Here is a 13,286-nt window from a genome sequence, read left to right as displayed (position 1 = left end):
ATAAAAAAGCCGGCAGGCCATCATGGCCCCCGGCTCCCACTTACAAGGATTGTGTCGATCAATCGATCAGGAAGCTGTCCAGGCTTTTACCGGAATCCAGCGCTTTTTTAATCGCTGCCGGGGTACGGCCCTGGCCAGTCCAGGATTTCTGCTCACCGTTTTCGTCGGTGTAAGTATATTTAGCCGGACGCGGCGCACGCTTGGTGCGTTTTTTTCCGCTTTCCAGGGCACCTAATAATTCATTAGGATCGATGCCGTCAGCCAGCAGCATTTCGCGATATTTAGAGAGCTTTTCTTCTTTTTCGCGATTCTGCGTCTCTTCTGCTTCTGCTTCTTCGCGGCGCTCAGTCACAACAACAGTTAATTTTTCCAGGATCTCTTCAAGATCGGTCAGTGGCAGTTCACGAGCCTGGGCACGTAATGTGCGAATATTGTTCAGTACCTTAAATGCGTCACTCATCACAATGTCCTTGATTAAGGGGGGTTAATAAAACTGTAGCGGCAAGATTACCTAATTCAAATAAAAAAATAAATTATTTTTACGCCCCAGATAATTCTTAAGTATTAATTATGCCGAAATATGGCTTTTAAAATCGGACCCGCCTGAGGTTTATTAACGATGAATTAACAACAAACCGGGCCTGTGTCCCTGTATTGAAAACGATTTCAGCCGGACGATACCGCCTGCAGAGGCATAACCGCATCTGCGAAAGCGTGCAGGCTCAGGCCCGTTATTTCCGGTTTATCGCCCGTGCTCTGGCGATAAAAAAAAGCCGGAAAGGCTACCTCTGTCACAATAGTTTACAGTTCATGATTAAAAATTGCCCTTCTCATCGGGCCATAACGTTAAAGAATTATCGCCCTATTCGATTTTATTATGACAGTCGCGACGTTCCCGGCATGTTTTACCGCTGCGTTTTTCAGCAGCGTCAGATTATTCGCAGAGGAGACCGTTGAACAACAGCGGTCGCGTTCTGCAGACGCTGGCGAATAGTCATGCGCGTTCTGAGTGGCATTAAAAAAGCATCCTGAAATAAACGCAGAAAGGTGATGCAGCTCAAAATCTTAAATTGAACTGATGCCAGCCACATAAATAATAACGCCCTGACCGGTGCGCAGATAATAGCCCTGCTGTCAGGCCTGTTTTATTTTCGGCCATTTTATCCTGATGAATTCCGGCAACGATTGCCGCTGATTCAATGAGTTAGATTATCGGTAAACGGAAGATGGCGGGCTGACCGCGCAGTGGAGAGGGATAAGCAGGCGGTCACGGCAGCAGCGCCGCGACCGCCTGAGAACTAATTGGCCTGGGTGGCCGGACCGAAGACGGAGTAGTGCGGCATCTCAACAGTCTGGTATGTTTCCCAGCCGCCGCCCAGTGCTTTATAGAGCGCCACCAGATCGAGTGCGCTCTGCATCCGTGCCTGGGTTGCCTGCTCCTGTGCCTGTGCCAGCTGGCGCTGTGCATCCAGCACCTCCAGGAAGGTGGAGAGCCCCTGACGGTAGCTGTCGCTGGCGAGATCAAAGGCACGCTGAAGAGCACCGGTTGTCTCATCCAGTGCGGTAACACGCTGCTGATCGGCGCGATAGCTGACCAGCGCATTCTCCACATCCTGCAGCGCCGTCAGCACCGTCTGGCGATAATCCAGTGCGGCACTCGCTTGCTGTGCCCGCGCCAGCTTCACGCTCGACACCAGCTTTCCGCCCTGGAAAATCGGAATCGATAACGAGGGGCCAAAGCTGTAGAAATGGCTGCTCCAGTTATCCAGATAGCTGACGTCCGTGTTACGCACGCCCAGCTGGCCGGTCAGCGACAGGCTCGGGAAAAGCTGCGCGACAGAGACGCCAATTTCCGCGGTCTGCGCATGCAGTGTCGCTTCAGCCTGACGAATATCAGGACGACGGCGCGCCAGCGTTGAAGGGATACCCACCTGCACAAACTGAGGCAGCGGCGGCAACGGTTTCGGCGTACTGAGTTCCGCATCCAGCGCGCCCGGCGTCTTGCCGAGCAGCACCGCCAGGCCGTTCATCGCCTGCCGCGCCTGCGACTGATACTGCGGCAGTTGCGCCTGCAGCGTGCTCAGCTGGGCCCGGGCATTCTCCACGTCGGTCAGCGGCGCCAGACCATTACGCTGCTGGCTCTGCGTCAGCTCGGTCGTCTGCTGCGCTACACTGATCTGCTGCTCCAGCGTCTGGATGGTGCTCTGCGCGCCGCGCAGCTGCAGCCAGGCGCGCGCCACTTCCGCTTCCAGTGAGACCAGCGCATCATTGCGCTGCTCAATCGCCGCCTGCTGCTGGGCAGTGGCGGCCTCAACCTGACGTCGCACTTTGCCCCACAGATCCAGTTCCCAGCTCGCATCGAAGCTGCCCTGGTAGAGATTGACCGGCTGGGTCAGGCCGTTGAGCTGACTGGCTACGTTACTGTCGAGCTGATCGGTGGCCCCATTGGCTTTCAGCAAGCCTTCCAGACCGAGCTGCTGACGCGTCACTTTGGCCGAACCGCTCAGGCTGGGTAACAGGCTACCCTGCGCCTGTGTCAGCTGTTCGCGTGCCCCGGCAATACGCAGTACCGTCTGCTGCAGGCTCAGGTTGCCTGCTATCGCCCGCTCAATCAGGCTGTCGAGCTGCGGATCGTTAAAGCTTCGCCACCAGCGGGAATTAATCGCGGCGCTTTGGGGTACGGATGCCTCCTGCGACGCCATGGCGTTAAAACTGCCCGGCACGGCCGGTTTCGGCGCCTGATAGTCAGGCCCGACGGCGCAACCCGCCAGGGCGAGAGCCAGCAGTAAACTCACGGGTTTCAGGCGATGAGAGTAAAAAACCTTCATGTTAGTGTGCTCCTGCACTGCCTTCGCTCTTAATCGGCGACAGCAGCCAGCAAAATGGAATCAAAATCAGGGCGACAATACTCAGGCCTGAGAAGACATCGATATAAGCGAGAATGCGCGCCTGCGCGATCATCTCCTGATAAAGCTGACCGGTTGCCAGCGTAACGGGATCGCCAACCGCCGAAGTAAAGTCGCGTATCGCCTGCGCCCAGTGCTGCAGCGTGATGTTGAATTGCTCGTTCAGCGGCGTCATGTTGTGCACCATGTGCGCCGAGCGAACCTGCTCGCGCTCGGTAATGGCCGCGGTCGAGAGCGAAATCCCGATCGATCCGGCCACGTTGCGGAACATGGTAAACAGCGCCGAGGCGTCCGCATTAAGTCGCTGCGGAATGGTGACAAACGCGATGGTGGTCAGCGGAACAAACAGGAAGCCCAGCCCGATCGACTGCGCGCTGCGCATCATCACCAGCGTGGCAAAATCGACATTCGGTGCCAGGGTGGCGGAGTAGAAAAACGCTACCGCCAGACAGCTGAAGCCAAAGGCGATGATGTAACGCGTCTGAACAATCGGCATCAGCTTCAGCACCAGCGGAATCGTCAGCACGATCAGCACCGCACCGGGCGACAGCACCAGACCTGACCAGGTGGCGGTGTAACCCAGGTCCTGCTGCGCCAGCTGAGGCAGCACGACAGAGCTGCCATAGAGGATCATCGCCATACCCGCCATCAGCAAGCCCGCCACCCAGAAGTTGCGATCCTTCATCACCAGGATATCGACCACCGGTTTGCGGGCATACATCAGCCAGTAGACGGCTCCGACGATGCCGACCAGCGCCAGAATAGCGAACAGCACGATAAAGTGAGAGGCGAACCAGTCCTCATCTTCCCCGCGATCCAGCATCACCTGCAGGCAACCCAGCCCCAGGGTAATCAGGCTGATACCGATGTAATCGATCTTAAGTTTGCCTTTGGCCCATTTGCGCTCCCACGGTGGATCTTCCAGCAGCTGATAGATTGCCAGCACGGTCAGCACCCCGACCGGGATGTTGATAAAGAACACCCAGCGCCAGCTGTAGTTATCCGTAATCCAGCCACCCAGCGTCGGGCCAATCACCGGCGCAACGATGATGGCGATAGAGGAGAGACCAAAGGCTTTGCCGCGATCTTCCGCTTTAAAGTAGTCGAGCAGCACAGACTGCTGAACCGGCTGTAAGCCGCCGCCGAAAAAGCCCTGCAGGACGCGGAACAGAATGATCTGCCACAGTTCGGTGGCGATACCGCACAGGAACGAACAGATGGTAAACATCACGATGCAGATCAGGAAAAACTGTTTACGACCAAACAGACGGCTGAAGAATGCAGAGATAGGCAGCACGATGCCGTTCGCCACCAGATAGGAGGTCAGCACCCAGGTTGACTCATCGTAACTGGAGGAGAGTGAACCGGCGATATGCGGCAGCGCCACGTTGACGATGGTGGTGTCGAGGATCTCCATAAACACCGCCAGCGTCACCGTGATCGCCACTAACCACGGATTGCTGGCAGGTTTCCAGCTCTGCGCCGTACTCATTCCACCGTCACCTTGGGTTCAACAGAGAGACCCAGTGGCAATGGATGGTTGGGATCGAGCCCTTTATCAATCACGATTTTAACCGGCACGCGCTGCACGATTTTCACGTAGTTGCCGGTGGCGTTTTCTGACGGGAAGGTCGAAAAGCGTGAACCGGAGCCCATCTGAATGCTGTCGACATGCCCTTCCAGCTTCATATCCGGCCAGGCATCGACGCTGATTTCAACTTTATCGCCCGGATTCATGCGCTCAAGCTGAGACTCTTTAAAGTTTGCGGTGATCCAGATGTCCGGTGAGACCAGCGAGAACAGCGAAGAACCAGCCTGCACCAGGGTACCCAGCTGAACATTGCGCTTGGTGATGAAGCCATCATAGGGCGCACGAACCTGGGTATAGGAGAGATTAAGGTCAGCCGTGCTGAGCTGCGCTTTTGCCTGCTCAACCTGCTGCTGACGCGCTTCAACATTGGTTTCCTGCTGACGAATCTGCAGGGCAACCTGTGACGCGACTTCAACCTGCGCTTTAGCGCTCTGTAACTGCGCCTGCGCCGAGCGTAACTGCGCCGAGGCGCTGTCGATATTGCGCTGACTGGTGGCACGCGGATCGACGCCGCGCTGGCGACGATAATCGGCCTGGGCGTTCAGCAGGTTGGCTTCCGCTTTCGCCTGGTCCGCCAGCGCCTGATCGCGCTGAGCCGGATACTGAACCCGGGACAGGGCCAGCTGCGCCTGCGCCTGATGAAGCTGCGCGACAGCTAAGCCGAGCTGCGCCTGCGCCTGTTCACGCTGGGCACGGTTGTCGCTGGGGTCGATTTCCACCAGCAGATCACCCTTCTTCACCCGCTGGTTATCGTTTACCAGCAGCTTCACCACATAACCGGACGCTTTCGGCGCAATGGTCACCGCATCGCCTTCGGTAAAGGCGTCGTCGGTGGTTTCAATATTGCGGGTCGTAAACCAGAACCAGAATCCAACGATCAGCATGATCACTACCACGACCGCCAGAATAATCAGCGGCTTTTTACCGGGGCGTTTGCGTTCTGGCTGCTGGTCGTTGTCCTTGTTTTCATCTGACTGACGGTTTTTATCCGTCGCGTTATCGGCATCCTGCTGGTGTTGATCGTGTTGGTTGTTCTCGCTCATAGTTCCCATCACTGGCTAAGGCCCTGATTCCGGGCATAAAGGTCTAGTTAACCTTATATCGGAACCTGACAAAATCCAGCGCAACTTTACGAAACTTGAGAAATGGCGCACGTCCTGCCACCTGATGAGGGTGGCAGGCCGGGTGGGACTAATTGAGCAGCCGCAGCAGCAGCCAGCCGCTGGCCATCGACCAGGCGAGCAGAGGGAGTGAAAACAGGTGGAAACGCCACCAGACGGCCCGATCTTTTGCCATACGCAGCGCAATCAGGTTGGCCAGAGAACCCGGCAGCAGGCCGAATCCACCGATGTTTACCGCCCAGGCGAGCACATCCGTGGGTGGCACCTTTTGCAGCAGCAGAATCGTCGCCGGCACATTACTGATGACCTGTGACAGCCCGATAGCCAGCAGATAGAGCTGTCCATGACCGAAGTGGGAAACCGCATCAAAGTGCGCCTGCATCACCGGCAGACGCGTCAGCAGGAAGACATCAATGAACATGGCGATAAACACCGCCAGCAGGCTCCAGTCAATGCGCAGCAGCACCGGGCGCGCCATGACCAGGAAAGTGGCGAGAATCAGCAGCAGCACCCAGCCGGTGATTTCCAGCTCCAGGCCAGCGATAAACAGCAGGTAGAGCACCACACTGACAATAAACAGCGGTTTCTGCCACTCAGGCTGTTCAGGATTGTCATGCTTATCAATCGACCGCTTTGGAAAGCTGAACCAGGTCAGGATCATCAGGCTCAGCAGCAGCCATGCCGCCAGCGGCAGCATCTGCACAATAAACGCGACAACGCTGAGCTTGCCGTGACTCCATAACAGAATATTCTGCGGGTTGCCGACCGGCGTCAGCAGCGATCCGGCATTCACCGCCAGCGCTTCAAAGATGATTAGACGCGAGATGGGCAGATGAGAGAATTTGCGCAGAGTCAGGGTCAGCGGCACCAGAATAAACAGCGCCACATCATTGGTCAGAAAGGTCGAGAGCAGCGCAGCAGCCAGCACCATAAACAGCGCCAGCGCGCGTTCATGCCGGAAACGCGCAATCAGCCGTCCCCCCAGCACATCAAAATAGCCGCTGGTTTCCAGCCCTTTGGTCAGGATCAGCAAACCGGTCAGCGTGATGATGGTGTGCCAGTCTACGGCACCTGGCAGATCGCCCCAGCGGAAATCCGCCAGAAAAGCCAGAACCACACCCAACACGATTAATAAATGCAAAATAGAGTCGTGCAAAAAAGATCGAAGCAGTTGAGGCATGATGAGGGTACGCCTTAGCGTTAACGGGTTTCGGAGAACTTCTTAAACACAGCCAGAGTTTCATCACTGACGTGATGCTCAATCCCTTCTGAATCACGTCGGGCAGTTTCAGGACTGATGCCTAACGCCAGCAGAAAACTTTCAACAATATGATGACGGGCACGACTCTCTTCGGCCAGCTTCTCCCCTTCGCTGGTCAGAAAGACCCCGCGATAAGGGACCTGCTCGACCAGTCCGGCACTGCCCAGTCGTTTCAGCATTTTTGCCACGGTCGGCTGTGACACACCCAGGCGGGCTGCCATGTCGACCTGACGTGCTTCGCCAAATTCACCAATTAAATCAGAGATTAGCTCAACGTAGTCATCAATTAACTCCCGACGATGCGCTTCACGCACCTGCCGAAAACCTTCGACATGCTCTTCAATATCTTTCAGTGGTCCTTTTGGCGCAGAAACCACGCTTTTAGCACGACGACTCATTCAGCTTCCTCATTATTATTTCCCGTACGGGCACTGCTGTACGGATTTAGCTGCGCTTATTGTAAACCAGCCGCAAAGAAGCTCAAATTTTTCCTCGTTAGCCTTGGCTAAAGGATATAGCCAGTGCTATATTTGTTGATAATGTAAGCAGCACACAGAGGATCCTTTGCGATCCTGGGTGGATCCGGTGATGACGTATCTCACCTCAGGCTGCTGACAACCGCGTCGACAATGATTGGGAGGTGATTCTATGAGCACCCTGAAATGTTGCTTAGATTGCAGCAAATGCTTCCAGGCTGAGAAGAGAACAACCACGGAGATGAAATCCTGGCTGTGCCTGCTGACGCGTTCCCCCTTCACGCTGCGTCTGATGTTGATTGAGAAACTGCTGGGCCACAAACCTGCCGATCGTCGCTGTCAGAAGCTTATCTGGCGCGGCTGACCCCTTTTCAGCGCCTCTCAGCCCGGGAGGCGCTCTCCCCTTCTGCTTATTTTCTTTTCTCTTATTTCGCCTGACACTTCGCGCGCTCAACGGGCATCACGCTGCCGGCTATGTGAGGGCACAAAGATTGTCAGTGGGGGAAGAGAAAGGCGGGAGCCTGCATGGCGGGGAGAACATCAGCACAATAAAAAACGGCCCCATGAGGGGCCGTTTTTTGGCGGGTCAGCTAAGCTAAACTTAGAAGCTGTAACCTACGCCAGCGATCCAGGTACCCACGTCCACATTGCGGATGCGGCTCTGCTCGTAGCCAACGTCCAGCGCGACGTCCTGAATTGGGTTAAACTGCAGACCAGCACCGTAAGAGAAACCTACGTCGCTTGAATCAGTTTTAGCGCGTGAAGAAGTATCGTTCTGCTGGAATTTACCGTAGCCGATACCTACAACACCGTAGATGCTCGCCCAGTCGTTCAGACGGTAAGCAGGACCACCGGTCACACCGTAGTACTGGCCTTTGTTGTAAACGCCAGCTTCAGTGCGGTCTTTTTCGGTGTAGGTGAATGAACCGATCCAACCCAGTGGGTTAGAACCGTCTTCATAGCGGTATTTCAGGTTGAAGCCGTTAGCTTTGTTAGCCACGCCCTGATAGTCGCTCTGCGCGTAACCACCAGTTACGGTGCTCTGTGCCATTGCTGAACCTGCAGATACTGCCAGTACACAGGCTAATGCTGAAAGACATGCAATTTTTTTCATAACCACCTCAAATGTGAAAATACTTCTCTCCTGACAACGCTGAAAATATAACAAAAAATAGCGAGAAACTCTGCCCGGATTTTGTTGTCTAACAGAAAGTTTGGTGTAACAGGACGTTAATGCGACATCCTATGTCATTCATTTTTCTTATAAAATCCGTCATCTTCCTGCAACAATCATTTTGTGCTGAATTCCCTCTTTAAGTTAAATCCTAAAAAATCCTGACATTTCTTTACCAAAATGGCACTGAATTCGGGCAAAAACTGCGCAACCCGTTCGCATTTAAAACGCAAATTCGTGATTTTTTAGCCGCTCTTTCCTTTACACTGGTCGACTGATTTCGTTGATGACCAGGAAAAGTGAACAGGATGTCTGCCTCTCCCGCTGCTAAAAACCTTACCCCGATTTTATTGCCGGTCGCCGTACTGCTGATTGCGATGCTGTCGCTTCAGGGCGGTGCATCCCTGGCGAAGTCACTGTTTCCTGCCGTTGGGGCGACCGGCATCACCGCCCTGCGCCTGGGATTTGGCACACTGATACTCTGCATAATTTTCAAACCGTGGCGTTTACGCTTCAGCCGCGAGCAGCGTCTTCCCCTTCTGATGTATGGCCTGGCGCTGGGCACAATGAATTTCACGTTCTATCTGGCCATCCGGACGGTGCCGCTGGGTGTGGCGGTGGGTCTGGAGTTCACCGGCCCGCTGGCGCTGGCGCTGTTTGGTTCGCGCCGGCCGCTCGATTTTGTCTGGGTGGTGCTGGCCGTGATTGGCCTGTGGTTCCTGCTGCCGTTTGGCACAGGCATGACCGCCATTGACCCCGTGGGGGCCGCGCTGGCTGTCGCTGCCGGAGCCTGCTGGGCGATCTATATCCTGGCCGGACAACGGGCAGGCGCCGAGCATGGCCCTGCTACCGTGGCAATCGGCTCGCTGATCGCCTCGGTTATTTTTGTGCCACTGGGACTGACCTTTGCCGAGAGTGGCATCTGGAACTGGGCGGTTATGCCCATCGCGCTGCTGGTCGCCCTGCTCTCCAGCGCCATCCCCTACTCGCTGGAGATGGTCGCACTGACCCGCTTACCGGCGCGCATCTTCGGCACCTTGATGAGTCTTGAGCCGGCGATGGCTGCCTTTTCAGGTATGCTCTTTCTGGGGGAAACGCTGAGTGCACTGCAGTGGCTGGCGCTGCTGGCTATCATCGTCGCGTCGGCAGGATCAACGCTGACGATGCGGCCGAAAAAGAGCCAGCTGAACAACGTGGAATTATCCGGCGACACTCAGAAATAAGCGCGGCCTGCCCGCTGTTATGGCGGGCTAAATAACAATCATGCTCAACATGAGAATTATTCTTAACCGATTCATTCCTTTGCACTTTCTATTTTGAAACAGTCACTTACCGGTTATTTACAAAATAATTTAACTTACTGATTCATAATAAAATTTTCTTTATTTTATATTTTAACATAGTAGTAACCTTACTGAACCCGCGCGGCACCGGACAAAGAGAGATACTATTTCATCCATTGATAAAGTCGTTTCTGCAAAGTTAAAAAGCGCTGCTATACTTATCCGGTACTTGATTAGGACAACCATCAAAGAGAGGACTGAAACGATGAGTACCGCTAAATTGGTTAAAACTAAATCTTCTGATCTGATTTACACCCGCAATGACGTAGCCGAAGACGAAAAGAAAGCCACCATCGAGGTGCTGAATCGTCTGGTCGTCGAGTTTATCGACCTGTCATTGATCACTAAGCAGGCGCACTGGAACATGCGCGGTGCTAACTTTATCGGTGTACATGAGATGCTGGATGGTTTCCGCACCGCGATTACCGATCACCAGGATACGATTGCTGAACGTGTTGTGCAGCTGGGCGGCGTGGCACTGGGCACCGCACAAGTCGTGAACGACAAAACCCCGCTGAAAAGCTATCCGCTGAACATCCATAGCGTGCAGGATCATCTGAAAGCACTGGCCGATCGTTATGCCATCGTTGCTAACGATACCCGTAAAGCGATTACCGAAGTGAAAGATGAAGATACTGCTGACATCTTCACCGCGGCCTCTCGCGACCTGGACAAGTTCCTGTGGTTCATCGAAGCCAACATTGAATAAGACTTAATGCAGTGACTGTGCAGTCAATCAGGCGGGGAAACCCGCCTTTTTTACGTCTGTATAACCCCGTTTTATGACCCTGTTAACAGTTCTTCTCTTCTTCGCTTCAAAGCTTCAACAACTGAGGCACACTACCGCTTGCACCAAAATCGCCACCTGCACCACAATAGAGCACCAAAATGGTGCAAATGCAGAATAACCTGCAAAATCGCTTCAGCTGTGATATTTAACTCACTGATTTCGCGTATCTTGCAAAGTTGGCATAATTTTTTCATATGACAAGCCGAAAACGCAGGTCCTGCCGCCTGAGTGTAAAAAGGAAAAAATGATGAAGTCACTGTTAAAAGTTTCTGTGGCCGCGCTGGCGCTGGCCTTCTCCCTCTCTTCCACCGCAGCAGAAAAGAAGCTGGTCGTCGCGACCGATACCGCCTTTGTTCCGTTTGAATTCAAACAGGGTGACAAATATGTCGGCTTTGATGTGGATCTGTGGGATGCGATTGCCAAAGAACTGAAGCTCGATTACACCCTGAAGCCGATGGATTTCAGCGGCATCATCCCTGCCCTGCAGACACGCAATGTCGATCTGGCGCTGGCGGGTATCACCATTACTGAAGAGCGTAAGAAGGCGATTGAGTTTTCTGACGGCTACTACAAAAGCGGTTTGCAGGTGATGGTGCGTAACAATGAAAACAACATCAAAGGCATCAGCGATCTGAATGGCAAAGTGGTCGCCGTCAAAAGCGGCACCGGCTCTGTAGAGTATGCGAAAGCCAACATCAAAGCGAAAGATCTGCGTCAGTTCCCGAACATCGACAGCGCCTACATGGAGCTGGGCACCAACCGTGCTGACGCCGTGCTGCATGACACGCCAAACATCCTTTACTTCATTCACACCGCCGGTAAAGGCCGCTTTAAAGCGGTGGGCGATTCAATCGAAGCGCAGCAGTATGGTATTGCCTTCCCGAAAGGCAGCGACGATTTACGCGAGAAAGTCAACGGCGCGCTGAAAACCCTGAAAGAGAACGGCACCTACAATCAGCTTTATAAAAAATGGTTCGGCACTGAACCAAAATAATAATTTGTCCGTGAATTAATTTGAGCAGGGAAACTTTTCCCTGCTTTTTTCCATCGCAACATATCTGGAGTGACACCATGGAGTTTGACTGGAGCGTCATCTGGCCCGCCATGCCAGCGCTGCTCGAAGGCGCTAAACTGACCTTAATTATCTCAATCATCGGCCTGTGTGGCGGTCTGCTTATCGGTCTGGTGGCCGGTTTTGCCCGTGCTTACGGCGGCTGGATCACCAATAACATCGCGCTGGTGTTTATCGAAATCATCCGCGGTACGCCTATCGTGGTGCAGGTGATGTTCATCTACTTTGCCCTGCCAATGGCGTTTCCCGACCTGCGAATCGATCCCTTCAGTGCGGCGGTCGTAACCATCATGATTAACTCCGGCGCTTACATTGCCGAGATCACCCGTGGTGCCGTGCTGTCAATCAACAAAGGCTTCCGCGAAGCGGGTCTGGCACTGGGACTGTCGGGCCGTGAAACGCTGCGCTACGTGATTATGCCGCTGGCGCTGCGCCGTATGCTGCCGCCGCTGGGTAACCAGTGGATTGTCAGCATTAAAGATACGTCGCTGTTTATTGTTATCGGTGTGGCTGAACTGACGCGTCAGGGTCAGGAGATTATTGCCGGTAACTTCCGCGCTCTGGAAATCTGGAGCGCCGTCGCGATCATCTATCTGGTGATTACGCTGGTGCTGAGCTTTGTGCTGCGCCGCATTGAGAAAAGGGTGAAAATCCTGTGATTGAATTTAAAGATGTCTCCAAGCATTTTGGTCAGACCCAGGTGCTGCACAACATTGACCTGAAAATTAACCAGGGCGAAGTGGTGGTCATTATCGGTCCTTCCGGTTCCGGTAAATCAACCCTGCTGCGCTGCATTAACAAGCTGGAAGAGATCACCAGCGGCGAGCTGATTGTGGATGGTCTGCGCGTCAACGATCCCAAAGTCGATGACCGCCTGATTCGTCAGGAAGCAGGCATGGTGTTTCAGCAGTTTCATCTGTTCCCGCAGATGAGCGCGCTGGACAACGTGGCGTTCGGTCCGATCCGGGTGCGCGGTGCCAGCAAAGAGTCGGCACGCCAGCTGGCGCGCGAGCTGCTGGGCAAAGTGGGCCTCGCCGAGCGTGCGCATCACTTCCCGTCTGAGCTTTCCGGCGGTCAGCAGCAGCGCGTCGCGATTGCCCGTGCGCTGGCGGTGAAGCCGAAGATGATGCTGTTTGATGAGCCGACCTCCGCGCTTGACCCGGAGCTGCGTCACGAAGTGCTGAAGGTGATGCAGGACCTGGCGGAAGAAGGCATGACGATGGTGATTGTGACCCACGAAGTCGGCTTCGCTCAGAAGGTGGCCTCACGTCTGATCTTTATCGACAAAGGCCGGATTGCGGAAGATGGCGATCCCGACAGCCTGATCAGCAATCCCCCGAGTGAGCGTCTGCGCGAATTTCTGCAGCACGTCTCCTGATCACAACGGGCCGCTTAGCGGCCCGTTTTTATTGTTGGCAAAGTCTGCCCTGCCCAGCTGTGAGACCGACCCTGCGAAGGGAACACGGGCAGATCGGAAAGTCGCTTAAACCATCCCTGGTCGCTCGGCCCGCGCCGTCCATGGCGCGGGACGCTTTCCTCCTCTGCCCGTGTT

At 54.5% G+C, this 13,286-nt stretch carries 13 protein-coding genes; 6 read left to right on the top strand and 7 right to left on the bottom strand.

The genetic code is table 11. The features are described from left to right. Positions 1-58: 58 nt before the first annotated feature. From CKF42_RS19490 to mntR, 6 genes are all read right to left on the bottom strand, one after another. The gene (locus CKF42_RS19490; RefSeq protein WP_009091208.1) at positions 59-460 is read right to left on the bottom strand and encodes an H-NS family nucleoid-associated regulatory protein; all 402 of its coding nucleotides are present in this window, start codon (positions 458-460) and stop codon (positions 59-61) included. Between the two features lie 838 nt (positions 461-1,298). Continuing rightward, positions 1,299-2,828, bottom strand: a complete 1,530-nt coding sequence (locus CKF42_RS19485) for an efflux transporter outer membrane subunit (RefSeq protein ID WP_111208979.1) — start codon at positions 2,826-2,828, stop codon at positions 1,299-1,301. Position 2,829: 1 nt separating this feature from the next. Then, complete coding sequence (locus CKF42_RS19480; protein WP_058957704.1) at positions 2,830-4,398, bottom strand: DHA2 family efflux MFS transporter permease subunit; 1,569 nt, start codon at positions 4,396-4,398, stop codon at positions 2,830-2,832. Next, positions 4,395-5,540, bottom strand: a complete 1,146-nt coding sequence (locus tag CKF42_RS19475) for an HlyD family secretion protein (RefSeq protein WP_009091215.1) — start codon at positions 5,538-5,540, stop codon at positions 4,395-4,397. Before CKF42_RS19475 ends, CKF42_RS19480 begins: the two co-directional genes overlap by 4 nt. Positions 5,541-5,688: 148 nt before the next feature. Further along, entirely contained in the window at positions 5,689-6,798 is a 1,110-nt protein-coding gene (locus CKF42_RS19470; RefSeq protein WP_111208978.1) for an SLC13 family permease, read from the bottom strand. Between the two features lie 20 nt (positions 6,799-6,818). Continuing rightward, positions 6,819-7,277, bottom strand: a complete 459-nt coding sequence (gene mntR / locus CKF42_RS19465) for a manganese-binding transcriptional regulator MntR (protein WP_003850512.1) — start codon at positions 7,275-7,277, stop codon at positions 6,819-6,821. 250 nt (positions 7,278-7,527) lie between these two features. Between mntR and CKF42_RS19460 the strand changes: the two genes are divergently transcribed. Continuing rightward, positions 7,528-7,719 (top strand): hypothetical protein, encoded by a 192-nt coding sequence (locus tag CKF42_RS19460; protein ID WP_033736362.1) that lies wholly within the window; start codon positions 7,528-7,530, stop codon positions 7,717-7,719. A 237-nt stretch (positions 7,720-7,956) separates the two neighbouring features. On the opposite strand, the gene ompX is transcribed toward CKF42_RS19460, so the two are convergent. Next, positions 7,957-8,469 (bottom strand): outer membrane protein OmpX, encoded by a 513-nt coding sequence (gene ompX / locus CKF42_RS19455; protein ID WP_009091221.1) that lies wholly within the window; start codon positions 8,467-8,469, stop codon positions 7,957-7,959. A gap of 368 nt (positions 8,470-8,837) precedes the next feature. Between ompX and rhtA the strand changes: the two genes are divergently transcribed. From rhtA to glnQ, 5 genes are all read left to right on the top strand, one after another. Beyond that, positions 8,838-9,752: a threonine/homoserine exporter RhtA gene (rhtA, locus tag CKF42_RS19450; RefSeq protein WP_009091223.1), complete on the top strand. Its 915-nt coding sequence runs from the start codon at positions 8,838-8,840 to the stop codon at positions 9,750-9,752. 325 nt (positions 9,753-10,077) lie between these two features. After that, positions 10,078-10,581 carry a DNA starvation/stationary phase protection protein Dps gene (gene dps, locus CKF42_RS19445; RefSeq protein WP_009091225.1) on the top strand — a complete coding sequence of 168 codons (504 nt, stop codon included), beginning with the start codon at positions 10,078-10,080 and terminating at the stop codon, positions 10,579-10,581. Between the two features lie 328 nt (positions 10,582-10,909). Continuing rightward, on the top strand, positions 10,910-11,656 hold the full coding sequence (glnH, locus tag CKF42_RS19440) for a glutamine ABC transporter substrate-binding protein GlnH (protein WP_111208977.1): 747 nt from the start codon (positions 10,910-10,912) through the stop codon (positions 11,654-11,656). A gap of 77 nt (positions 11,657-11,733) precedes the next feature. Beyond that, entirely contained in the window at positions 11,734-12,393 is a 660-nt protein-coding gene (glnP, locus tag CKF42_RS19435; protein ID WP_009091229.1) for a glutamine ABC transporter permease GlnP, read from the top strand. Beyond that, the gene (gene glnQ / locus CKF42_RS19430; RefSeq protein WP_009091231.1) at positions 12,390-13,112 is read left to right on the top strand and encodes a glutamine ABC transporter ATP-binding protein GlnQ; all 723 of its coding nucleotides are present in this window, start codon (positions 12,390-12,392) and stop codon (positions 13,110-13,112) included. Before glnP ends, glnQ begins: the two co-directional genes overlap by 4 nt. Positions 13,113-13,286 lie beyond the last annotated feature (174 nt).

Origin of the sequence: Pantoea sp. ARC270 (genome assembly GCF_003236725.1) — a bacterium.
Lineage (GTDB): Bacteria > Pseudomonadota > Gammaproteobacteria > Enterobacterales > Enterobacteriaceae > Pantoea > Pantoea anthophila.
The sequence above is the reverse complement of the archived record's forward strand: the minus strand, read 5'-3'. Positions and strand labels throughout refer to the sequence as shown.